The following is a 23,132-nucleotide window of genomic DNA, read 5'->3' as shown; positions in this document are numbered from 1 at the left end:
GTATGACCGATGCGGCGCCTCAACGAGCGGCACAGGACGGCTGCACCGCGCTTGGGACGATGCGATGCGCGATCCAGCACACGCGGGTGGGCCCATCAGGGCAAGCCTGAGCATTGCAGGAGTGAATCACCGGTCGTGCTCGCCTGGACAGTCGGCGAGCCGCCGGGCGAGGCTCAGCCGACTGCGGCCTGCGCGCCCGGACGCGGCGGGGCGACGTGTTCGCTGTCTAGCCGCAGCGTGGCCACGCCATGCCCGCGCTCGGCCAGATATTCCAGCCATTTGCCCAGGAAGGTGTTCATGCGCATCCGGTGGCTGATCAGCTCTGCCGGAGGCGGGAACATGCCCATGACGTCCTGCCAGCGACGGCCGACGTAGCAATGCGTGGTCTCGGCCTGACGCGCATCGCGGTACAGGCGCACATAGGCCGACGGGTCGGGCTCGCCGGTCACCGGATCGCATAGGTCGTAGGTCAGGCGCAGCTCGACGGTGTAGCGGTGACACTCGATCACATCCAGGCGCAGGTCCAGTCCATCCCCGATCGAAGACAGATAAGACCCCGGCGCCAGGTCGGCCGGCGCGAACAGCCGGGTCAGGTGCTGGAAATTCTCTGCATACAGGCCCATCAGCCAACCGAACCGGCTCAGGCGGGGAATGATGTCCAGTTTGCTCAATGCTTGGGCCATGCACCGATCCTACACGCTGCGCTGCCGCACCGGCAGCATTGACGAGGCCCGGACGACGGGCCTACCTTGGCAGAGCACTGCCCCGCCCGCTTGCCTTCCCTGGATTGCCAGCAGGCCGTCCGACCAATCGCGACAGCCTCCGGATGGCGAACGCGCCGCTCGTTTGCCGATCCCGAATCCCGCCCCGCCAATGCCGGCTCCTCAAAACATCTCGCGTTGCAGCCCCAGGGTCGACAGCACCTTGCTGGAGATCTCCTCGATCGAGGTGTTGGTGGTGCTGAGCGACGGAATGCGCTCCATCTGAAACATGCGCTCTGCCATCGACACCTCGCGCCGGCAGGTCTCCGCCGCGCTGTAACGCGAATTGGCGCGACGTTCCTGACGGATCTGCTGCAGGCGTTCCGGATCGATGGTCAGGCCGAACAGCTTGCTGCGGTAGTTGCGCAGCCGCGGCGGTAGCCGTTCGTCTTCCAGATCCTCTTCGGTCAACGGGTAGTTGGCGGCACGGATGCCGTAATGCAAGGCCAGATAGATGCAGGTCGGGGTCTTGCCCGCACGCGACACCGCGACCAGGATCACGTCGGCCTCGTCGTAGTTGAGCGCAATGCCATCGTCGTGGCTCAGCGCGAAGTTCATCGCGTTGATGCGGCGATGGTAGGTCTCGAAGTCCACCATGCCGTGTGCCCGCCCGACCCGCGAGTGACGTGGCGCATTGAGCTCGCGCTCGAGCGGCTCGATGAAGGGCGCGAACACATCCAGCATCAGCGCGCCACTTTCGGCCAGGATCATGCTCAATTGTGGATCGACGCACGAATTGACCACCACCGGGCGCACCTGGTACCGCTCGCCTGCGGCGCGCACCCGCATGGCGGCGTCGCGCGCTTTTTCTGCATCATCGATGAACGACATGCGGTCGGTGACGAAGTTGAATCCGCTGAACTGGGTGAGCAGGCTATGCCCAATGGTTTCAGCGGTGATACCGGTTCCATCGGAGACGTAGAACACCGGCCGGATTGTTGACATCAAGACCACCTCTTTGAACTGGTGTCCAAAACTTACGGGTTCATGCTTGTGCAGATTCCGCTGTGCACTGCATCATAGCGGCTTCTTCCTACGGACGCGGCCATCCAGCCCGCTCGGGCGATGGCCATACGGAGCATCGCGCTTGAACGAGAATATCCTGTGGTTGCATGAGCTACGCCTGGCCGATCTGGCCCGCGTAGGCGGTAAGAACTCCTCGCTCGGCGAGATGATCGGCAACCTGGCCGGGCTGGGCGTCTCGGTTCCCGGTGGATATGCGACCACTGCCGAGGCATTCAAGGACTTCATCGCGCACAACGACCTGTCCAAGCGCATCTTCGACAAGCTCGAAACGCTGGACGTCGAAGACGTCAATGCGCTCACCGCAGCCGGCAAGGAGATTCGCGGCTGGGTCATCGATGCGCCGCTGCAGCCGGAACTGGATCGCGACATCCGTGCCGCCTACGACACGCTGTGCGCCGAGAATGGCGGCGGTGAGGTCGCGGTGGCGGTGCGTTCCTCGGCCACTGCCGAAGACCTGCCGGACGCCTCGTTCGCTGGCCAGCAGGAAACCTTCCTCAACGTGACCGGCGCCGACGATGTCGTGCACAAGGTCAAGGAAGTGTTCGCCAGCCTCTACAACGACCGCGCGATCGCCTACCGCGTGCACCACGGTTTCAAGCACGAGGACGTGTTCCTGTCGGCTGGCGTGCAGCTGATGGTGCGTTCGGGTGTGGGGTCGTCAGGCGTATTGTTCACGCTGGACACCGAGTCCGGTTTCCGCGACGTGGTGTTCGTCACCTCCAGCTTCGGCCTGGGCGAAATGGTGGTGCAAGGCGCGGTCAACCCGGACGAATTCTACGTCTACAAGCCCACGCTCACTGCGGGCAAGCCGGCAATCCTGCGCCGCGCGCTCGGCAGCAAGGCGATCCGCATGGTGTATTCGGACGTTCCGGGCGAGCGCGTGCGCATCGAAGACACGCCGGCAGAACTGCGCAGCACCTTCTCGATCAGCGACGAAGACGTGCAGGAACTGTCCAAACAGGCCCTGGTGATCGAAAAGCATTACGGCCGCCCGATGGATATCGAGTGGGCCAAGGACGGTGTCAGCGGCAAGCTGTTCATCGTGCAGGCACGTCCGGAAACGGTGAAGTCGCGTAGCCACGCCACCCAGATCGAGCGTTTCGCGCTGGACGCGAAGGACGCCAAGGTGCTGGTCGAAGGACGCGCAGTCGGCGCCAAGATCGGCAGCGGCGTCGCGCGCGTGGTGCGCTCGCTGGAGGACATGAATCGCGTGCAGCCGGGCGATGTGCTGATCGCCGACATGACCGACCCCGACTGGGAGCCGGTGATGAAGCGCGCCTCGGCCATCGTCACCAACCGCGGCGGCCGCACCTGCCACGCGGCGATCATCGCGCGCGAACTGGGCGTACCGGCCGTGGTCGGCTCGGGCAATGCCACCGATGCGATCAGCGATGGCCAGCAGGTCACGGTGAGCTGCGCCGAGGGCGACACCGGCTTCATCTACGATGGCTTGCTGCCGTTCGAGCGCACCACCACCGACCTGGGCAACATGCCGCCTGCCCCGCTCAAGATCATGATGAACGTGGCCAACCCGGAACGCGCGTTCGACTTCGGCCAGCTGCCCAACGCCGGCATCGGCCTGGCGCGCCTGGAGATGATCATCGCCGCGCATATCGGCATCCACCCGAACGCCCTGCTGGAGTACGACAAGCAGGATGCGGAGGTGCGCAAGAAGATCGATGCCAAGATCGCCGGCTATGGCGACCCGGTGAGCTTCTACGTCAACCGCCTGGCCGAGGGCATCGCCACGCTGACGGCATCGGTGGCGCCGAACACGGTGATCGTGCGGCTGTCGGACTTCAAGTCCAACGAGTACGCCAATTTGATCGGCGGCTCGCGTTACGAACCGCACGAAGAAAACCCGATGATCGGCTTCCGCGGCGCCAGCCGTTACGTCGATCCGTCCTTCGCCAAGGCGTTCGCGCTGGAGTGCAAGGCGGTGTTGAAGGTGCGTAACGAGATGGGCCTGGACAACCTCTGGGTGATGATCCCGTTCGTGCGTACGCTGGAAGAAGGCCGCAAGGTGATCGAGGTGCTGGAGCAGAACGGGCTCAAGCAGGGCGACGGTGCCGATGGAAAGCCGGGCCTGAAGATCATCATGATGTGCGAGCTGCCGTCCAACGCGCTGCTGGCCGATGAATTCCTGGAGATCTTCGACGGCTTCTCGATCGGCTCCAACGATCTGACCCAGCTCACCCTGGGCCTGGACCGCGATTCGTCGATCGTGGCGCACCTGTTCGACGAGCGAAATCTCGCGGTGAAGAAGCTACTGTCGATGGCGATCAAGTCGGCGCGTGCCAAAGGCAAGTACGTCGGTATTTGCGGCCAGGGGCCGTCGGATCACCCGGAACTGGCCGAGTGGCTGATGCAGGAAGGCATCGAGTCGGTGTCGCTGAATCCTGACACCGTGGTCGATACCTGGCTGCGGCTGGCCAAGCTCAAGAGCGAGAGCTGATGGGACTGTTGGGTGCAATGACGGCGGTCGCTGCGGGAGCAGCGGCTGCCAAGCCGGCGGCGAAGTCGCCGGCCTTCGACTGGTCGAGCGTGAACTGGGCGCAGTACGCCCTCAACTGCGGGCTGGCGCTGCTGATCGTGGTGATCGGCATGTGGCTGGCCAAGCAGCTGAGCCAGTGGCTGCATCGCGCGCTCACGCGCGCACGGATCGAAACCACGCTGACCAACTTCCTGCGCAACGTGGCGTATGCGTTGCTGCTGGTGCTGGTCTTCGTCAGCGCCTTGAGCCAGATCGGCGTGCCCCCCACCTCGTTGATCGCGGTCCTGGGTGCGGCCGGCCTCGCGGTCGGTCTGGCATTGAAGGACTCGCTGTCCAACATCGCTGCCGGCGTCATGCTGATCGTGCTGCGGCCGATGCGCGATGGCGACCATGTGGTGATCGCCGGGCAGGAAGGCATCGTCGACGAGATCCGGATCTTCCAGACCCGGCTACGCGCCTTCGACGAACGCATGATCACCCTGCCCAACAGCACGATCACCACCGCCCCCATCATCAACTACAGCACCCTGCCCAACCGCCGCCTGGACGTGACGGTCGGTGTGGGCTACGACGACGATCTGAAGAAGGCGCAACAGCTGTTGCTGCAGATCGCCAAGGACAATCCGAACATCCTGGAGTCGCCGGCGCCATTCGTGCAGGTCACCAACCTGGGCGAAAGCACGGTCGACCTGATGTTGTTCGCCTATGCCACCAACGGCAATTTCGGTGCGGCCAAGAGCACCACGCTGGAGCAGATCCGCACGCAACTGCTGGAGAACGGGCTGCATATCCCGTATCCGCAGCGCGATCTGCACGTGTATCACCACGATGCCGACGGCAAGCCGCTCTCCGATCTGCTGCTCAAGGGCATCACCGACGACGGCGATCTCACCAAGGGGCCGCCACTGGCGCGGTGAGCGCGACCAGTCGATCGAGACAAGAAAGCCGCATCGAAAGATGCGGCTTTTTCTATCGGCTCAGATCCGATCCGGCAGCGACTGCGCTCGTTCGGCCCGAACGTTGGCGCTCACGCCTGTTGAGGCTGGAGCGCGGCCACCCCCAACGCAAGCGGGAGTGCGCCTGGCGCTCAGCCCTCCACCCCGGCGGCGGCGTCGCCGCCCAGCGCGCCCATGAACTGCCGGTAGTGCCGCAGTTCGTCGATGGAATCGCGCACGTCGCTCAGGGCGGTGTGGGCCGAGCTCTTGGCGAATCCATTGGCCACCGTCGGCGCCCAGCGCCGCGCCAGTTCCTTGATGGTGGACACGTCCAGGTTGCGGTAATGGAAGTAGCGCTCCAGCCGCGACATCTGGCGGTGCAGGAAGCGGCGATCCTGGCAGATCGAGTTGCCGCACATCGGCGAAGCGCCGGCGCGGATCCATTCGCTCAGGAAGGCCACCGTCTGCGCTTCGGCCTGCGCATGGGTGACCTGGCTGTCGAGCACGCGCTGCCACAGACCCGAGCGACGGTGCTGATTGCGGTTCCACTCGTCCATCGCTTCCAGCATCGCCAGCGGGTGGGCGATGGCCAGTTCGGGCCCTTCGGCAAGCACGTTCAACTGCGCATCGGTCACGATGGTGGCGATCTCGATGATGGAATCCTGGTCGGTATCCAGGCCCGTCATTTCCAGATCGATCCAGATCAGTCGGTCGTTGCCTGCAAGGGTGTCTGCCATGTCGCCGTCCTGTGGAAGGCCGTCGCCGGCCGAGTGCTGGAAAGGGCGCGCATCATACCGCGCCCATGTGGCTCAAGGCAGCAGCGGCGGCTTGCCGCGCTTGGCCCGAAAGTAATTGGTCAGCCGCAGGCTCGCCTCGGCTGCCAGCACGCCGCCGACCACCTGCACGCGGTGGTTGTGGCGCGGGTCGGCCAACAGGTCGAACACGCTGCCGCAGGCGCCGGTCTTGGGATCGCTGGCCGCGAACACCACCCGCGCGATGCGCGCATGGATCATGGCCATGGCGCACATCGCGCATGGCTCCAGGGTGACATACAGCGTGCAGCCGAGCAGCCGGTGATTGGCCAGGCGGCGCCCTGCCTCGCGCATCGCCACGATCTCGGCGTGCGCGCTTGGGTCGTGGCTGGCGATGTTGAGATTCCAGCCTTCGCCCAGCAGCTGGCCCTGCGCGTCGATCAGCACCGCGCCGACCGGAATCTCGTCATAGTCGCGCTCGGCACGCTCGGCCAGCTGCAAGGCATGCCGCATCCACTGCTGATCCGCCGGCAGCGGCGCGTGATCGACGGGGCCATCGGGCGATACGCTCACGCCCCGCTGCCGCCCTGCCGATCCAGGAAAGCGGCGAAGGCCGCCACGGTGGCTTCGCTGACATGGTGCTCGATGCCCTCGGCGTCGCGGCGCGCGGTGGCCTCATCGATACCCAGGGCCAGCAGGAAGCGCTCGACGATCTGGTGTCGCTGGCGGCTGGACGCGGCCAACGCCTCACCCGCCGGGGTCAGGAACACGCCGCGGTACGGGCGCTGCACCACCCATCCATCGCGCACCAGTCGCTTAAGCATCTTGGCCACGGTGGGCTGGGCCACGCCCAGACGCGCGGCGATGTCGACCTGACGTGCCTCGCCACCGTCCACCAACAGATCGGAGATCAGCTCCACGTAGTCCTCGACCAGCTCTGCCCGGCGCGCCTCGCGCACCTGGCGGAAGCTCTCCACATGCACCTGCGCATCGATCAGGGACGGCGCGGCCGCCTCCAGCTTCTCGCTCTTGCCCACCCTCGTCCTCGTGATTGCGCCCGGCATCGGTGCCCCAGGGCACTAGTGTGAAGCACGCGACCGATCATTACGATTGGGTTTGCCAATGCTCAATAGCATAGCAATTGCTATATCATTCGGCCGACTGCGCCCTGCCACCCCGTATGCACGCCGACAAGCTCGCTCCCGCCCGCTCGCCCGCCCACGCCGATGGGGGCCTCGGCGACCACCACTCCAGTGTCGCCGTACCCCGCAGGGGGCACTGGTGGTACCGGCTGCTGGCCTTTCTCGGCCCCGGCTATCTGGTGTCGGTGGGCTACATGGATCCGGGCAACTGGGCCACCGATCTGGCCGGCGGTTCGCAGTTCGGCTACCTGCTGCTGTCGGTGATCCTGCTCTCCAACATCATGGCGATCGTGCTGCAGAGCCTGTCGGCGCGGCTGGGCATCGCGACCGGGCTGGATCTGGCGCAGGCATGCCGTGCGCGTTATCGGCGCCCGGCGAACCTGTCGCTATGGGTCCTGTGCGAGCTGGCGATCATCGCCTGCGACCTGGCCGAGGTGATCGGCACCGCGATCGCGTTGAAACTGCTGTTCGGTATCCCGCTGACCCTGGGCGCGATCATCACCGCGGTGGACGTGGTGCTTGTGCTGCTGCTGATGAACCGCGGCTTCCGCGCGCTGGAGGCCTTCGTCATGGCCTTGCTGCTGATCATCTTCATCTGTTTCGGCATCCAGATCGCGCTGGCAGCGCCACCGGTCGCGGCCGTGCTGGGCGGCTTCGTTCCGCGCGCCCAGGTGGTGACCGACCCACAGGCGCTGTATCTGGCCATCGGCATCATCGGTGCGACGGTGATGCCGCATAACCTGTATCTGCATTCGTCGATCGTGCAGACGCGCGCCTACCCGCGCAATGATGCGGGACGCCGCTCTGCACTGCGCTGGGCGGTCACCGACAGCACGGTGGCATTGATGTTCGCGCTGTTCATCAACGCCTCCATCCTGATCCTGGCGGCAGCGGTGTTCCATGCGCAGGGCCGCACCGATGTGCAGGAGATCGAGCAGGCGCACGCCCTGCTCGCGCCGATGCTGGGTGTGGGCCTGGCCTCGACCCTGTTTGCGGTCGCCCTGCTCACTTCGGGCATCAACTCCACCGTGACCGCCACCCTGGCTGGGCAGATCGTGATGGAAGGGTTCCTGCAGCTGCGGCTGCCGGCATGGCAGCGCCGCCTGCTGACCCGCGGCATCGCCATCGTGCCGGTGGTGATGGTGACCTGGATGTACGGCGAGGCCGGCACCGCGCGGCTGTTGGTCCTGAGCCAGGTGGTGCTGTCGATGCAGTTGCCGTTCGCAGTGATACCGCTGGTGCGGTTCGTCTCCGACCGCCAACTGATGGGTGCGTTGGTGGCGCCGGCATGGCTGGTGCGCATGGCGTGGGTGATTGCAACGGTGATCGTGGCCTTGAACGTCAAGCTGCTGTGGGACACCGCACTGCACTGATCCCGGCAAGCGCGTCACGCTGCCATCGCTCGTCCCAGGCAAACAGCCGATCAATAGCGTGCAGCGGTCATCATGGCGAATACCAGCAATGGCCCGGTGCGGGATGCGCAGCGATTCCTCGCATACTTCCGGTTGCGTCGATCGACCTGATCTGCAACGGCGCAGCCGCGTCGCACAGAGCGCACGCAGGTGCAATCTGCACCGCCGCCGGAAGCGGTCTACTTCCCGCATGCACCGGCATGTCCCCGACCTGCGTCACCCACGTGGCGCATGCGCCAATGGCCTGCATCGCGTCATGCGACTGCCGCTGCATGCCCTCTCCCTCAGGAGTTCCTATGGATACGTCCCAGGCGCATCCGGTCGACGCCGGCCGCCGCAACTTTCTCGTCTCCAGCACGGCCGCCGTGGCAGCGTTGTCGCTGCCCGCATTGGCGACTGCCGCCGCTCTCCAGCCAGTTCCTGTCGCCTCGTCACACTCGTCCACCCACGGAGTCAACCCGATGTCGAATTTCGTCAAACGCCCCGACGGCGCCAACATCTTTTACAAGGACTGGGGCAAGGGCCAGCCAGTCGTATTCGCGCATGGTTGGCCGCTCAGCGGCGATGCCTGGGATCCGCAGATGCTGTTCATGGGCCAGCACGGCTACCGCGTGATCGCGCACGATCGTCGTAGCCACGGCCGCTCCAGCCAGACCTGGGACGGCAACAACATGGACACCTATGCCGACGACCTGGCGGCAGTGATCGAGGCGCTGGACCTGAAGGACGCGATCCTGGTCGGCCATTCCACCGGCGGCGGCGAAGTGGCGCACTACGTGGGTCGTCACGGTAGCAAGCGCGTGGCCAAGGTGGTGCTGGTCGGCGCAGTGCCGCCGCAGATGGTCAAGAGCCCGACCAATCCCGGCGGTTTGCCCATGAGCGTGTTCGACGGCATCCGCGAGGGCGTGGCCAAGGACCGTTCGCAGTTCTACCAGGACCTGACCACACCGTTCTTCGGCGCCAACCGCGATGGCCACAAGGTCACCCAGGGCATGCGCGATGCGTTCTGGCTGCAGGGCATGCTGGGCGGCCACAAAGGCCAGTACGATTGCATCCGCGAATTCTCCGAAGTCGACTACACCCCCGACCTGAAGAAGATCGATGTGCCGGCGCTGGTGGTGCATGGCGACGACGATCAGATCGTGCCGATCGATGCGTCGGCCAAGCTGTCGTCCAAGATCATTAAGCATGCCGAGCTGAAGATCTATGCCGGCGCGCCGCACGGGCTGACCGTCACGCATGCCGATCAGTTCAACAAGGATCTGCTGGCGTTCGCAAAGGCCTGATTGCTGCAACAGGGCAACCACGCAGGCCGGCTCGCGAGAGTCGGCCTTTGCTTTAGGTTTGGCCGATGGCGACGCAGGCCGGGCCGCAGGCTCGACCCGTGCACGATCGGCGCTACGTGTGCGCCGGGCCACGCAGGTGCTTTCGCCGCAAAGAGATCGCGATAAGCGACGCAAGGTCGGCAGGACGCTCGGTGCGATCGGCCAGGCTGCGCGGCCCGAAGCGCGTCATTGGCCACCTGGGAGCGGGATCGCACAAGGATGGATCTTCAGCGATGGCGACGACCTAGCGCAGCACCCAATCCGCAAGGATGAAACCGCCGCTCATCGCGACCACCAGCAACGCGCCGGTCAGGCGTGGCGGTGCGGGCAATGGGAGGTCCAGCATGCGGCAGCCGACGCCGATCAGTAACGCCAGCAATACACCGACCACGGCCATGCTCACGCCTCGCCCTGTCCGGGCGGACGGCCGCTTGGCCCACCGCAATGCCGCAGGTTGCGTGCGGCGCGCCTGGCCATGAAGCGGTCCGCCAGCACATAGCCACAGGTCATTGCCAATACCAGTAGCGCGCCCACGAATGCCGTCGGCGCAGGCGATGGAATTCCTGCGATCCGGCATCCGGAACCAATGGCCATCCCCAGCGCCAGGCCGATGACAAGTTTCCAGTTCACCGTCATCTCAGCGGTTCCGAATGCGCGTGCGGCGGCACGCCGATCCCACCACCGCCGACAAAATGACGGACCAACGGGGCGCGCTCGCCCTGATGCAGTGCACGGATCTGCTCCTGCAGCTGGCGATCGTCGCCGCTGACGCGCTCGTGCTGGCGCAGGTGCTCCAGCCACGAGGCAACGATGAAGTATTCCAGTTGCACGCCCGGAGTGGCCGCGTCTTCGGCGATCCCCCAGACCACTGCTCCGTCGCGCCGCCGCGCATTGCCCAGTTGCGTCATCAGGTGCACGAAGACCGCGCGTGCCTCGGCAGCGATGTGGTATTCCACCGTCACCAGGACCGGTCCACGATCGTGATCGACCGCTTCCACCTGCGCCGGTGCCGGCCAATGACCACCCGGCGTCAGATCCTGCTGCTCGGTACCGGCGATGCGGGCACGCTTGACCAGCAGCGCCGCAATCACCGCGCCTGCGGCAGCGATCTGCAGGGCAACCGCGATCGAGGTGCGTTGCGCCAGTGCTCCCCAGATCAGCGAGCCGGCTGCCATGCCGGCCGAGAACACCACGATGTACAGCGACAACGCGCGCGCACGCACCCAGGCGGGCACGGCAGTCTGCGCGGCGATCTGCAATGACGACAGCACAGCGATCCAGGCCAGCCCATTGACCACCATCACCGCGCACAGCACCGCGATCTGGCGCGACAGTGCCAGCCCAAGCAGCGAGACCGCGCAGACCAGCGTGGCGACGAACACCAGCACATCGCGGTCATAGCGCGCCCGCAGGCGCGGCAGCAACAAGGCGCCGCCAATGGCGCCGATACCAATGCAGCCCAGCAAGATGCCATAGCTGCCGGCGCCCAGTTGCATGTCGCGGCGAACGACCAACGGCAGCAAGGCGGTCAACGCACTGGCAAACAGGAAGAAGCCGGCGGCCTTGATCAACACTGCCTGCAGCCGGCCAGCGTGCGCGGCATAACGCAGACCGGCGCGCAGGCCGGTGCCAAAGCTTTCCGGCGGCAGTGTCGAGGCATGCGCGTCGCGACGCCAGCGCCACAACACCAGCCACATCAAGCCGAACGTCGCACCGTTGAGCAGAAAGGCCCAGGGAGGACCGAACTGCGCCACGATCAGGCCGCCGATCGCCGGGCCGATCGAACGCGCAATGTTCATTCCGATCGAATTGAGCGCCACCGCCGATGCCAGCATCGGGCGTGGCACCAGTTCCGAGACGATCGCTGCCTGCGCCGGCATCGCCATCGCCGCGCCCACACCCATCGCAAACGTCAAGCCCACCAACACCCAAGGTGTCAGCAACTGCAGTTGCGCGAACAAGGCCAGTGCGCCGGCCACCAGCAACATCCAGCCCTGGGTCAGCAGCAGGTAGCGGCGACGGTCGACGCTATCGGCCAGCGTCCCTGCGACCAGCGCGAACAGCACCACTGGCAAGGTGGTAGCCGCCTGCACCGCCGCCACCATCAGCGGCGAGCCGGTTTGCCCGGCCATCACCCAGGAGGCGGCGACATCGTTGATCCAGGTACCGATATTGCTGCCCAGGATCGCCAGCCACAACGCACGGAAGATCGGCTCGCGCAGCGGAGTCCAGGCGCCGCCATCGGTTGGCGTGCCAGTAGAAATCATCGCGGCAAGGCTCCAATGGACACCGCACAGACGATCCCGGCAACAGACCGGGCATGCACGCGGCGGCAAGCAATGGCCCGCATCAGAAGGCGAAACACGAGCAGCCCAGCGCTCCCCAGAATCCACGCAGATCGCCGCTGGGCGCGGCATGGTGCGCGGCATGTCGATGCGGCCCATGCGCAGAACAGCCGCTGCCGTGTCGATGCGCGGTACCGGCCAGCGTGCCTACGCTGTGGCTGGCCTGATACCCCCCGAACCGGTTGACCGGCGACCAGTCCGGCATGGCCGGTGGCAGACTCGGCGCCAGCGCGGCGAAGTCGCCAGCGCCGTGCACCACCCGTCCCCCCATGACGGTCAGCACACTGGTGATATCGGCAATGGCGGCATCGTCGACCCGAAAGTAATCGTCCGACAACACGATGAAATCGGCCAGTTGGCCCGCCGCCAGAGTGCCCTTGTGCGACTCGTCGCCGGAGAACCAGGCACTGCCCTGCGTCCACAACCGCAAGGCCTGCTCGCGATCGAGCAGGTTTTCTTCGCCATACAGGGCCATCCCGCCCACGGTACGCCCGGTGACCAGCCACGACAGCGCCACCCACGGGTTGTAGCTGGCCACGCGGGTGGCATCGGTGCCGGCGCCCACCGCAACTCCTGCGGCCAGCATGCGGCGTATCGGCGGCGTCTGCCGGGCCGCCTGCACGCCGTAGCGCTGCACGAAGGCCTCGCCCTGGTAGGCCATGCGGTGCTGCACGGCGATACCGCCATTCAAGGCGCGGATGCGATCGATATTGCGTGGCGTGATGGTCTCGGCATGATCGATGAACCAGTGCAGGCCATCGAACGGTATGTCGGCATTGACCTTCTCGTAGACATCGAGAATGCGCCCGATGCTCTCGTCGTAGGTGGCATGGATACGGAACGGCCAACGCTTTTCCGCCAGCAGCCGTACCACCTGTTCCAGCTCGGGTTCCAGCTCCGGCGGCAGCTCCGGGCGCGGCGCGCTGAACTGCTCGAAATCGGCAGCAGAGAACACCAGCATTTCGCCGGCGCCGTTGTGGCGCAGCAGATCGTCGCCCTTGCGCACGGGCAGCAGCTCGGTCCAGCCGCGGAAGTCGGCCACCTCCTTGCCCTTGTTCTGGGTGAACAGGTTGTAGGCGATACGCACGCTCAGCTGATCGGCCGCATGCAGCTGCTCGATGACCTGGTAATCCTCCGGATAGTTCTGGAAGCCACCACCGGCATCGATCACCGACGTGATGCCCAGCCGGTTGAGTTCGCGCATGAGATGGCGGGTGGAATTGGCCTGGTATTCCAGCGGCAGGCGCGGTCCCTTGGCCAGGCTTGCATACAGCATCAGCGCGTTGGGCTTGGCCAGCAACAGGCCGGTGGGATTGCCCAGCTTGTCGCGCTCGATGTGGCCGCTAGGCGGATCGCGTGTGGTCCTGTCATAACCGCAGGCGCGCAAGGCGGCGCGATTGAGCAACGCGCGGTCGTACAGATGCAGCAGGAATACCGGTGTCTCCGGCGCAATCGCATTGATGTCGTCCAGCGTCGGCAGACGCTTTTCAACGAACTGATGCGCGGTGAAGCCACCGACCACGCGCACCCACTGCGGGGCCGGTGTGCGGTCGACCTGGGCTTTCAGCATGGCCATTGCATCGGCCAACGAACGCACGCCATCCCAGCGCAGTTCCAGGTTGTAGTTGAGCCCGCCGCGGATCAGATGGGTATGACTGTCGTTGAGCCCGGGCAGCAGGCGCCGCCCCTGCGTATCGATGACCTGGGCGCCATCGGCCATTGCCATGATCTGCGCGTCGTCACCCACTGCCACGATGCGGCCATTGGCCACCGCAAGCGCTGTGGCGCCGGGCAAGCGTGGATCGAGCGTCGTGATGCGTGCATTGCGAACGACAAGATCAACCATCGGCACTGTCCTCTCGGCAGACGACGTCGCGGGCAACGCGCCCAACGCAAGACCCGCCGCTGCCCCCTGCATCCATCGGCGGCGTCCGGGATCGTGATCGCTTGCGCTGCCGGTCATGTCGCACCGCGCCTGCGCAGGCCATCCAGCGACCATGCGCCGCCACCGGCAGCCACCAATGCAAGCAACACCAACAGCCACATCGCCGGGTATTCCATGCCGCCGTGCATCCAGAACCAGCCCTTGGGCATCGCCACCAGCGCCGTCGCGGCGATGAATACCGCCGCCAGCGCAGCACTTGCGCGCGTCCACAACCCCAGCAGCACGGCCAGGCCGGACAGCGTCTGTCCCAGTGCCAGCAGCAACGGCAGTGGCGCGCCAGAGGGAACGCCGAACTGCTGCAATTCAGCGGCGAAGCCGGGCAATCCCGGGCCACCAAACCAGCCCAGCAACTTGCCCAATCCGTGCGGCAGCAGGAATCCGCCTCCGGCAAGACGCAGCATCGGCAGCGCCGCCGCAGGGCCATGCATGCCGCGTGCTGTGGATGCGCTCAATGCCCGCCTTCCTGCGCGCCGAACATGCTCTTGGCGTACTGGATGCCGATGCCATAGCCGCCGGCGTGCGCGCGTGCGATGCCGGTAGTGAGCTCGTAGGTGTCGCCGCGCGCCCAATCGCGCTGCAGCTCCAGCAGATATTGCACACTGGTGATCGGCACCGCACCGGCCTGCTGCATGCGGGCCACCGCGCGTTCGTGCGCTTCGTCGCTGACATCGCCGCAGGCATCGGTGACGACATAGACCTCGAAGCCCTGCTCGATCGCCGACAGCGTCGGCCCGACGATGCAAACGCTGGTCCACAGCCCGGCGATGACCAGGCGTTGCTTGCCGATCCTGTTGACGCGATCGATCACCGCCTTGGTCCTCCCAGGCATTCATGCTGGTGCGGTCCAGCACCGGCTCACCCGGGAAGATCTCCGGCAATTCGGGAAACAACGGTCCGGAGAAGGACTTCTCCGCCACTGTCGTCAGGATCACCGGGACCTCGAAACCCTTGGCGCCCTTGGCGATCAAGGCGACGTTGTTGCGCAGCGCCGAGATGTCGATGGTGTGCGTGGCGAACGCCATCTGCGACTGATGATCGATCAGGATCAGAGCGTGATCGCCGGGAGACAACAGGGTTTTGCCGGGAACGGCGGTGGCGATGCTCATGTCGGGTGCTCCAGGGAAGGGGAAAAGCCAGGCGCAGTGCACCGCGGTGCCGACGCCTGGAATGCGCTTGAGCCGTTATCGATGGCCACTCGCGCAGCGAAGCGTGCCGGCGTGCAGCCGGTGGCGTTGCGGAAGCTGCGCACGAAGTGGCTCTGGTCGAAGAAGCACAGGTCGGTGGCGATCTGGCTGATGGTGTGGCGGCCCTCGCGAAGCATTGCCTGCGCGCGCTCGAGCCGACACTGGCGCAGATACTCCATGGGGCTGGCGCCGGTCGCCTCACGGAACACGCGTGCGAAATGGAAGCGGCTCATGCACGCAGCGCCAGCCAGTTGCGTCACGCAGATGGGCTCGCACAGATGCGTGTCGATGTAGTGCAGCGCCCTGGCCACGGCGCGTGCCCGCGTGGCATGCGGCAACGACATGCAGCCAACCTCTGCGCCGGGACGCACAGCGAGAAACGGACCTGCCATACGGCGTCTCTGGTAAGGAATGCGGCCATGGTGCGGCGGCCAAGCCGATCGCCCCACCCCTGATGGTGAGGCCGATCGCTCACTCTTTCGGGGGGCGGGCGTGTACCAATCGCGATGGCAACGCCGGCCCGAGCGCTGCTGGCAACATCGGCGTTCGGTGCGATGCGGCGCCTGGCACCGATGCATTCCGCAACACGGCAGACAGGCGAACGCCACCGCCATCGAGCACCTCCGCGATGCCGCTCCGCTTCCACCGCCGACCTTGCACCCGCCTGGTAGCGCACGCTGCGCGACAGCCATCCGCCGCGCGATGCAATCGCGCGCCACCTGCGTAACCGATCGGGTGGTCCACGTCGCTCCCCCGAAAGAGGTGTTGGTGCTTCCCTCGATCTCGCCCGACAATGCCGCGATGCCGCATGAGCCTGTCATTCCATCGCCAGCATCGTCTCGCCTGCGTGTTGCGATATGGGCAATGCTGTGCGCCTGCCTGCTGGCGTGCGCGCCCGCACAGGCGGCCGGCGTCGCCTCCGGTCGCGCGGGACTGCTGCAGTTCCATCACACCGCCTGGAGCACCGAACGCGGCGCGCCGGCCGATATCTGGGACATCCAGCAAGCCGATACCGGCCCCCTGTGGTTGGCGACCGGTTTCGGTCTGTTCCAGTTCGACGGCGAACATTTCACCAGGCAGGCGCCGCCGGTCGGCCAGACCTACGCCTCACACAACATGACCGCGCTGTCGTTGCAGCCGGACGGCACGGCCTGGATCGGCTACTTCAACGCCGGCATCGACCGCCTGGCCGACGGCCACCTCACCCATTTCGCCGCCGGCAAGGACGTGCCGGCCGGCATGGTGTTCCGGATCGAGCGCGATGGCAGCGGACGGCTGTGGGCAGCCAGCGACGGCGGCCTGTGCTGGTTCGACGGCAAGCGCTGGCATCGTGCCGGCCCGGAATGGGGCTACTCGCGCGATCGCGCGCAGTGGCTGCTGCGCGATCGCCGCGGCGTGCTGTGGGTCAGCGACGGGGCGCAGATTCTGTCGCTGCGGCCGGGTGCGGCACGGTTTGCCCCCAGCGGCCAGACCGTTGGCCACTACGCCACCCTGGCCGAAAGCCCGGACGGTGCGGTGTGGGTCGCCGACCCGTCGCGTGGCGTGTTCGCACTGACCGATACACGCGGTGCGCTGCTGCCGGCGAACGCGCGCGCACGGCCCGCATTTCCCGGGCTGTTCGCACGGCGCATCCGCTTCATGCGCGATGGCGCGTTGTGGGGTAGCGATTACGCCGCGCACGGGCTGTTCCGCATCGCCACACCTGCGGCGCCCGGCGCCAGACCGGAACGCTTCAGCGCTGCGCAGGGGCTGACCTCGGCCACTGCCGGGCCCTTGCTGGAAGATCGCGAAGGCAATCTGTGGGCGGGCACCAACCTGGGACTCAACCGCTTCCGGCACCGCGCATTGCTTCCTCTGGCGCCGTTGCTGCCAGGCCAGGCCATGGCGGTGGCCACCTTCGAGGCATTGCCAGGCACTTCGTCGCGCCCGCTGCTGGCCAGCCTGCGCGATGGGCGCCTGCTGGCGCTGAGCCGCGAGCGCCTCGCGCGACTGCAGCGCGCAGCGTCGCCAGACACGCGGACCACCGCGCTGGCCATCCCGCCCGATCTCGATGCCTGGGTGCTCGGGGAACAGTCGCTGCTGCACGTCCAGGATGGCCGTCCGCACAGGGTGACGCTGCCGCATGACGTGCCGACCGGAGCCATCCGCGCATTCGCAGTCGATGACCGCCGCCGTCCATGGGTATGCCCCGACGCCAGTGGCCCAGCCGTCTTCGATGGCCAACGCTGGCTGCCGCTCGCCGATGCGCAGGACACCGCCTGTTCGGTACTGACCATCGCACCCGACGGCAGCCTGTGGGTGGGCACCGTCAACGGTGAGGTGCGGATGCTGCAGGGCCGGCGACCGAAGCGGTATGCGGCCAGGCAGGGTCTGGCGGTCGGCCCGATCACTGCGATCTGGCACAGCGCCGCACTCACGCTGGTCGCCGGCGAAACCGGCCTGGCCGCGCTCGGCGCCGATGGTCGCTTCCGTCGGGTGGCCGACCAGGCCGATCCGCTCCTGCAAGGCATCACCGGCATCGTGCAGGATCGCCGCGGCACGCTGTGGTTGAACGGCAACCGCGGCGTGGTGCAACTGCCGCAACGCGCCCTGCAGGACAGCGTCCGCACCGGCGTGGTCAGCCCCGCGCTGCGCGTGTACGACACCCTGGACGGCTTGCCCGGCGTCGCCCAACAGGCTTCGCCGGTACCCACCGCCCACGCCGCTGCCGATGGCCTGTTGTGGTTCACCACCAATCAAGGCCTGGCCTGGCTGGACCCCGAGCAGACCCACCGCAACCCCACCGCACCGGATGTCTTCATTACCGATGTGGTGGCCAACGATCGGCCCTACCCGCGCACGCAAGGCCTGCACCTGCCGCAATGGACCGACCGCCTGCGCATCGGGTACGACGCGGTCAGCCTGACCCGGCCCGAACGGGTGCGCTTTCGCTACCGCCTCGAAGGTGTGGACGCGCAATGGCAGGACGCCGGCAATCGCAACGAGGCGTTCTATACCAATCTTGCGCCGGGACGGTATCGCTTCCGTATCGTCGCCGCCAACGACGATGGCGTCTGGAACGAACGTGGCGACACGCTGGACTTCGTCATCGATGCCGCGTTCGTGCAGACCTGGCAGTTCAGGCTCTGTGGCGTCCTGGCCGCGCTGCTCGCGCTTGCGGTCGCCTGGCGCCTGCGCACCCGGCATGTGGCCGGCCGGCTGCGCGCGCGCCTGGAAGAGCGCTATCGCGAACGCGAGCGCATCGCCCGCGAACTGCACGACACCCTGCTGCAGGGTACCCAGGGGCTGATCCTGCGCCTGCATGTCGCCAGCCGGTCGCTGCCCTGCGACGACCCGCGCCGGCGCGAGCTGGAACATGCGGTGGATCTGGCCGAGACCGCGCTGGTCGAAGGCCGCGAACGGGTCAACGGCCTGCGCGACAGCCACGGCCTGCGCGAAGGGCTTGCTGCAGCGTTGCAACGCGCCCGCAGCGCGAGCGTGTCAGCGCGCGCGGCCGAGCTGCAGGTGTCGGTGCAAGGACGGGTGATGGCGCTGCGTCCGCTGGTGGCCGACGAATTGTTCCAACTGGGCCGCGAAGCCCTGGCCAATGCCGACCGGCATGCGAACGCCAGCCGCATCGCGCTGGAACTGCGTTACGGTTCACGTGACTTCGTCATGCGCATCCGCGACGATGGCCGCGGCCTGGATCCGGATGTCTTGCATGGTCACGCCCGCACCGGACACTGGGGGCTGACCGGCATGCAGGAACGCGCACAGCGCATCGGCGCCAAGATGCAGTTGTGGTCGCGTTCTGGCAGCGGCACCGAAATCCAGATCGCACTGCCCGCACGTACCGCCTATGCCAGCCCGCCACGCTGGTGGTGGCCATTTCGACACGTATCACCCACGGAGCGCCGCGATGGCTGAACTGGTCCGACCGACCCACGTCCTGGTGGTGGACGATCACCCGCTGCTGCGCGACGGCCTGAGCGCCATGCTGGCCGCCGAATGCGACATGCGCGTCGTGGGCGAAGCCGAAGATGGCGAGCAGGCAGTTGCCTGCTATGCCAGCCTGCGCCCCGACGTGGTGCTGATGGATCTGCAGATGCCGCGCGTGGACGGCGTGGAAGCCATCCAGCGTATCCGCCGCGTCGACCCGCTGGCCAAGGTCATCGTGCTGACCACCTATACCGGCGACGTGCGTGCGGTGCGCGCATTGCAGGCAGGCGCCTGCGGCTACCTGCTCAAGAGCGCGCTGCGGCGCGAGCTGATCGACACCATTCGCGACGTGCGCCGCGGTCAGCGCCGCCAGGTGCCCGCCTCGGTGGCCGAGAACATCGCCGCGCATGTACTCGACGATGCGCTCTCCGCCCGCGAGACCGAAGTACTGAGCCTGGTCGCCACCGGCTGTTCCAACAAGCAGATCGGCAATGCCCTGGCGATCTCCGAAGAGACGGTCAAGGCGCATATGAAGAACATCCTGGGCAAGCTGGGCGTGCGCGACCGTACGCATGCCGTCACGGTGGCCCTGCGCCGCGGCATCCTGTCGCTGGACACCTGAGCGGGGACGGACCGCGACTTGCGAGTCGAACCCGAGACGCCGGGCTGCCGGCGCCAGGCACACAGCGCACGCGCTCGCTTCGGCACCGTCGCAACGAGCGGAGTGCGGCATCCGGCCATACCGCAGCCGCCAACGCCGATCCGGGCGCACACCGACGGTGAGCTTCATCCCGCACTATGGCCGACGGGGTGCCACACCGTCCACGATTCTTGAACGCCAGGCACACGCCGCGCTCGAGCCGTACTGTCAAAGGCATCGGCTTAGGCTATCGTATGCACCGCGTGCGGCATGGGGGCCGCTTCAGCACCGTCACTGATGGCCGATAAGGGCTAGACCAAACCGCCGTACCTCGCTTCGGCGTCAGTCGCTTCATCTTTTAAACGCGTTCAGGGGAATTGCGATGCTTCGTCACTCTTTGCGGGTGCGCCTGCTGCTGCCGGTGCTGGCCTTGGTGCTGGTCGTGGTGGTGGCACTGACGGTCATTCTGGCCATTACCGAAGCGAACCGGGTCAGGTTCGAGGCCGGCGACTCCATCGAGCGCCAGTCGGTGTCCTTGCAGACCCTGTTCGCCGTCACCCGCTCGATGATGCTGGACCGTGTGAATTCCTCGATGCGCCAGTTGCGCAAGGAAGCCAACGCGCACGGCGCGCCGAGCCTGGGCAACGAGGTCCGCGTCGCAGACCGCAACGCCAACGATCTGTTGCTGGGTCAGCGCCCGCAGGCCAACGACTTCAGCATGCTCGATGACGTGACCGCCATCCACGAAGGCACCGCCACGCTGTTCTCGCGCACCGGCGACGATTTCGTGCGCATTTCCACCAACGTCAAGAAGGACGACGGCAGCCGCGCCATCGGCACCGTGCTCGACCCCACTGGCCAGGCAGCCGCCAAGCTGCGCAACGGCGAAAGCTTCTACGGCGTGGTCGACATCCTCGGCAACCCTTACGTCACCGGCTACGAGCCGATCTTCGCCGGCAGCGACAAGCGCGTGATCGGCGCATGGTACGTCGGCTACAAGGCCGACACCCAGGCCCTGGAGAACGTGGTCAGCAGCCGTCGCGTGCTCGATTCCGGCTTCATCGCCGTCTTCGACAGCAAGAACAAGCTGCGCTTCCAGTCGACCACCGGCGCTACCACCGACACTGCCACCATCGAGCGCATCGTCAAGGAAACGCCGGACGACTGGGTCGTGACCAAGCAGGAAGTGCCCGATTGGGGCTTCACCCTGGTCTCGGCGTACCCCAAGAGCGACGTCAACGGCGTCATCGTGCGCCAGTCTTTGTGGATCGCCGGTATCGGCCTGCTGGTCTGCGCCTTGCTGCTCGGCCTGCAGTGGGCGCTGATCTGGAGCCGCGTGTTGCGCCCCATCCAGCACCTGACCACCGTGGCCGAAGAACTGAGCCTGGGCAAATGGAACCACACCATCGCCGAGGTCAATCTCAAGGACGAAATCGGCACCCTGGCACGTGCCATTTCGCGCCTGTCCAATAGTGTCCGCCTGGCCATGGAGCGGCTGAGCAAGCGCTGAGCCACTGCAGATGCCTCCGTACCAGACGATGCCAGGAAGACGCCATGTCCAATGAATTCCGCCCGCTGATCGAGATCCTGCGCGAGCTCAGAGCGCTGGCATTGAAAAAGGCGTCCGGCTTTCTGTTCGTCGTCACCGAGGAAAACCATTCCTGCATCGTCCGCATCAACGCCGGGCAGATCGAGGAAGTGGTATTTCGCATGCTGCGCAACGACGAGGCGGTGCAACGGCTCACCATGGTCGGCGCAGCGAAGGCCCGTTTCCAGGCCGATCCGGGCGCCGGCACGGGCAAGCCCTCGCTATTGAGCGAGGACTCGCGTCAGTGGCTGATGGGCGGGTTCGAACAGGACCTCGGTGGTGCACCGTCGCCGGCACGCGCGCCGGCTGCGCCCACACCCGCAGCTGTTCCAGCGCCTGCAGCCGCACCGGCACCGGCGGCATCGCCTGCCCCTGCAGCGTCCGCCAGCAGCGGCGCCGGCGCGCCAGACGAGCGCGTCCGCGACGTGCTGGAAAAAGTCGCATTGAATTATCTCGGCCCCATCGCCGGCATGCTGTGCGACGAGGCCTGGGAAGCGTCCAGCGACATCGAGCAGGTACTCAGCCAGCTCGCCGCCAATCTGGCGACACCGCAGGAAGCGCAGAAGTTCATGGCCGACGCCCGCGTGGCACTGGCCAAGCTGCGCTGAAGCGCACTCACCGCGGGTCGTGCATCAGGCCGCGCATCGCGCGGCTTTTTGTTGCCGCGGCGGTCGCACCCGGCAAGCGCTGCACTACAAAACGCAGGCCACAGCCGAGCATCGCATGGCTCATCTGCGAAGACACTCCATGCATGAGCATCGCAGGATCTGGCGCCTTGCTTTCCTGCAGCGCACGTCCACGTATGCAGGCACCTCCAATCAAGGCCTGGAAGCGCAGGGAAATGCCTGTGCCAAGGCATCGACCACAAGCGTCGCTGCACTTTGTTGCAGCTGCGTGGCGGGCAACCCCCGGTGATAGGTGTAGACCCGATCGACCAGCTCGTGCGGAAGCACCTTCCCTGCCCCGCACCAGCGCACCCCGCTGGTGGCATCGGCCACCCCCTCGATATAGGCCCGCGCGCGCGCACTCGACAACTGACGCCGCGCAGGGCCATTGTGCGCCGGATCGCCCAGTTTGCCCTCCATCGCCTGCACCAGCTCGGCTCCACTGAGGATCCAGGTGCGCCCGGCATCGGACGGACGCGCCCATGCTGCCGGCATCGCTGCGCACAGCAGCACCGCAGCCAACGTTCGAAAACTACTGCAAACGACAGCACAGCTCATGCATGGTTCCTCAGGAAGATCGGTAAGCTGCCAATGGCTGCGGTGTCCATGGCTAGCGTCTTGCACAACTCTGCACAGTTGGAGTTCACCACGCGCGCAATGGCGCCTGCATCGCCCCGTGGCGGGTCCGCCGCTGAGTGCCTCGTGACAAGCGCCTCCGGGTAGCACAGCAGTTGTCCAAGCATACATCCGGACATGCTGCCGCCAAACCGCATTACCAATCACCACGCCAACCGCAACGGCGGCGACGGACGAGCGCAGCCGTCCTCGTCCGATCCCCCCACTCCATCATCAACAGGCCACGCAAACCCACACGGCTTAGAGGGTGTTTACATAATCAAGTTACTAACCGGCGAAGCAGCAACCTCGCTTCGGTCAACCAGACCCACGCTTCGGCGACGTGGGCCAGTCGATCATGATGCATCACCAGTCGACGGGCGCG

At 66.3% G+C, this 23,132-nt stretch carries 20 protein-coding genes and 1 pseudogene; 8 read left to right on the top strand and 13 right to left on the bottom strand.

The genetic code is table 11. The features are described from left to right. Positions 1–173 precede the first annotated feature (173 nt). Positions 174–683, bottom strand: coding sequence for a DUF1249 domain-containing protein (locus LL962_RS04400; RefSeq protein ID WP_104587027.1), 510 nt, complete (start codon positions 681–683; stop codon positions 174–176). Positions 684–884: 201 nt separating this feature from the next. Next, positions 885–1,706 (bottom strand): posphoenolpyruvate synthetase regulatory kinase/phosphorylase PpsR, encoded by an 822-nt coding sequence (gene ppsR, locus LL962_RS04395; protein WP_104587170.1) that lies wholly within the window; start codon positions 1,704–1,706, stop codon positions 885–887. A gap of 142 nt (positions 1,707–1,848) precedes the next feature. Between ppsR and ppsA the strand changes: the two genes are divergently transcribed. Both ppsA and LL962_RS04385 read left to right on the top strand, forming a co-directional pair. After that, on the top strand, positions 1,849–4,242 hold the full coding sequence (gene ppsA, locus LL962_RS04390) for a phosphoenolpyruvate synthase (RefSeq protein ID WP_104587026.1): 2,394 nt from the start codon (positions 1,849–1,851) through the stop codon (positions 4,240–4,242). Further along, on the top strand, positions 4,242–5,198 hold the full coding sequence (locus tag LL962_RS04385) for a mechanosensitive ion channel family protein (protein WP_104587025.1): 957 nt from the start codon (positions 4,242–4,244) through the stop codon (positions 5,196–5,198). Before ppsA ends, LL962_RS04385 begins: the two co-directional genes overlap by 1 nt. 170 nt (positions 5,199–5,368) lie before the next feature. Here LL962_RS04385 and orn read toward each other — a convergent pair whose 3' ends face one another. The 3 genes from orn to mntR form a co-directional block, all read right to left on the bottom strand. Further along, complete coding sequence (orn, locus tag LL962_RS04380; protein ID WP_228316046.1) at positions 5,369–5,953, bottom strand: oligoribonuclease; 585 nt, start codon at positions 5,951–5,953, stop codon at positions 5,369–5,371. 72 nt (positions 5,954–6,025) lie between these two features. After that, positions 6,026–6,481, bottom strand: a complete 456-nt coding sequence (tadA, locus tag LL962_RS04375; protein ID WP_104587169.1) for a tRNA adenosine(34) deaminase TadA — start codon at positions 6,479–6,481, stop codon at positions 6,026–6,028. 56 nt (positions 6,482–6,537) lie between these two features. Next, positions 6,538–7,005, bottom strand: coding sequence for a manganese-binding transcriptional regulator MntR (gene mntR / locus LL962_RS04370; RefSeq protein ID WP_104587023.1), 468 nt, complete (start codon positions 7,003–7,005; stop codon positions 6,538–6,540). 143 nt (positions 7,006–7,148) lie between these two features. On the opposite strand from mntR, the gene LL962_RS04365 reads away from it, so the two are divergent. Further along, a complete protein-coding gene (locus LL962_RS04365) occupies positions 7,149–8,483 on the top strand; it encodes an Nramp family divalent metal transporter (RefSeq protein ID WP_228316045.1) in 1,335 nt (444 codons plus the stop codon). A gap of 500 nt (positions 8,484–8,983) precedes the next feature. Beyond that, positions 8,984–9,808: an alpha/beta fold hydrolase gene (locus LL962_RS04360; RefSeq protein ID WP_228316208.1), complete on the top strand. Its 825-nt coding sequence runs from the start codon at positions 8,984–8,986 to the stop codon at positions 9,806–9,808. 283 nt (positions 9,809–10,091) lie between these two features. On the opposite strand, the gene LL962_RS04355 is transcribed toward LL962_RS04360, so the two are convergent. The 7 genes and pseudogenes from LL962_RS04355 to LL962_RS04325 all read right to left on the bottom strand — a co-directional run bounded on the left by LL962_RS04355 (position 10,092) and on the right by LL962_RS04325 (position 15,665). Further along, positions 10,092–10,250, bottom strand: a complete 159-nt coding sequence (locus LL962_RS04355) for a DUF1427 family protein (protein WP_104587021.1) — start codon at positions 10,248–10,250, stop codon at positions 10,092–10,094. Beyond that, on the bottom strand, positions 10,247–10,477 hold the full coding sequence (locus LL962_RS04350) for a DUF1427 family protein (protein WP_104587167.1): 231 nt from the start codon (positions 10,475–10,477) through the stop codon (positions 10,247–10,249). Before LL962_RS04350 ends, LL962_RS04355 begins: the two co-directional genes overlap by 4 nt. A 2-nt stretch (positions 10,478–10,479) precedes the next feature. Next, positions 10,480–12,114, bottom strand: a complete 1,635-nt coding sequence (locus LL962_RS04345; protein WP_228316044.1) for an MFS transporter — start codon at positions 12,112–12,114, stop codon at positions 10,480–10,482. 82 nt (positions 12,115–12,196) lie between these two features. Beyond that, positions 12,197–14,038: an amidohydrolase gene (locus LL962_RS04340; RefSeq protein ID WP_228316043.1), complete on the bottom strand. Its 1,842-nt coding sequence runs from the start codon at positions 14,036–14,038 to the stop codon at positions 12,197–12,199. Positions 14,039–14,151: 113 nt separating this feature from the next. Continuing rightward, positions 14,152–14,565 (bottom strand): DoxX family protein, encoded by a 414-nt coding sequence (locus LL962_RS04335; protein ID WP_425510050.1) that lies wholly within the window; start codon positions 14,563–14,565, stop codon positions 14,152–14,154. A 20-nt stretch (positions 14,566–14,585) separates the two neighbouring features. Then, a pseudogene (locus LL962_RS04330) lies at positions 14,586–15,243 on the bottom strand (hydrolase). Then, a complete protein-coding gene (locus tag LL962_RS04325; RefSeq protein WP_104587166.1) occupies positions 15,240–15,665 on the bottom strand; it encodes a helix-turn-helix transcriptional regulator in 426 nt (141 codons plus the stop codon). The pseudogene LL962_RS04330 and the gene LL962_RS04325 overlap by 4 nt, the downstream one beginning before the upstream one ends. A 457-nt stretch (positions 15,666–16,122) precedes the next feature. On the opposite strand from LL962_RS04325, the gene LL962_RS04320 reads away from it, so the two are divergent. The 4 genes from LL962_RS04320 (at position 16,123) to LL962_RS04305 (ending at position 22,075) form a co-directional block, all read left to right on the top strand. Further along, entirely contained in the window at positions 16,123–19,227 is a 3,105-nt protein-coding gene (locus LL962_RS04320; RefSeq protein ID WP_228316041.1) for a sensor histidine kinase, read from the top strand. Beyond that, positions 19,220–19,861 (top strand): response regulator, encoded by a 642-nt coding sequence (locus LL962_RS04315; RefSeq protein ID WP_104587017.1) that lies wholly within the window; start codon positions 19,220–19,222, stop codon positions 19,859–19,861. The genes LL962_RS04320 and LL962_RS04315 overlap by 8 nt, the downstream gene beginning before the upstream one ends. A 400-nt stretch (positions 19,862–20,261) precedes the next feature. Then, positions 20,262–21,389 carry a Cache 3/Cache 2 fusion domain-containing protein gene (locus LL962_RS04310; protein WP_228316040.1) on the top strand — a complete coding sequence of 376 codons (1,128 nt, stop codon included), beginning with the start codon at positions 20,262–20,264 and terminating at the stop codon, positions 21,387–21,389. 44 nt (positions 21,390–21,433) lie between these two features. Further along, positions 21,434–22,075 carry a hypothetical protein gene (locus LL962_RS04305; RefSeq protein WP_228316039.1) on the top strand — a complete coding sequence of 214 codons (642 nt, stop codon included), beginning with the start codon at positions 21,434–21,436 and terminating at the stop codon, positions 22,073–22,075. Between the two features lie 210 nt (positions 22,076–22,285). On the opposite strand, the gene LL962_RS04300 is transcribed toward LL962_RS04305, so the two are convergent. Then, complete coding sequence (locus LL962_RS04300) at positions 22,286–22,690, bottom strand: Rap1a/Tai family immunity protein (protein WP_228316038.1); 405 nt, start codon at positions 22,688–22,690, stop codon at positions 22,286–22,288. Positions 22,691–23,132 lie beyond the last annotated feature (442 nt).

This window comes from Xanthomonas sp. NCPPB 1067 (assembly GCF_020783795.1).
Classification (GTDB): Bacteria; Pseudomonadota; Gammaproteobacteria; order Xanthomonadales; family Xanthomonadaceae; genus Xanthomonas; species Xanthomonas melonis.
Note: the sequence above shows the minus strand (reverse complement) of the source record. Positions and strands in the feature narration are given on the sequence as shown.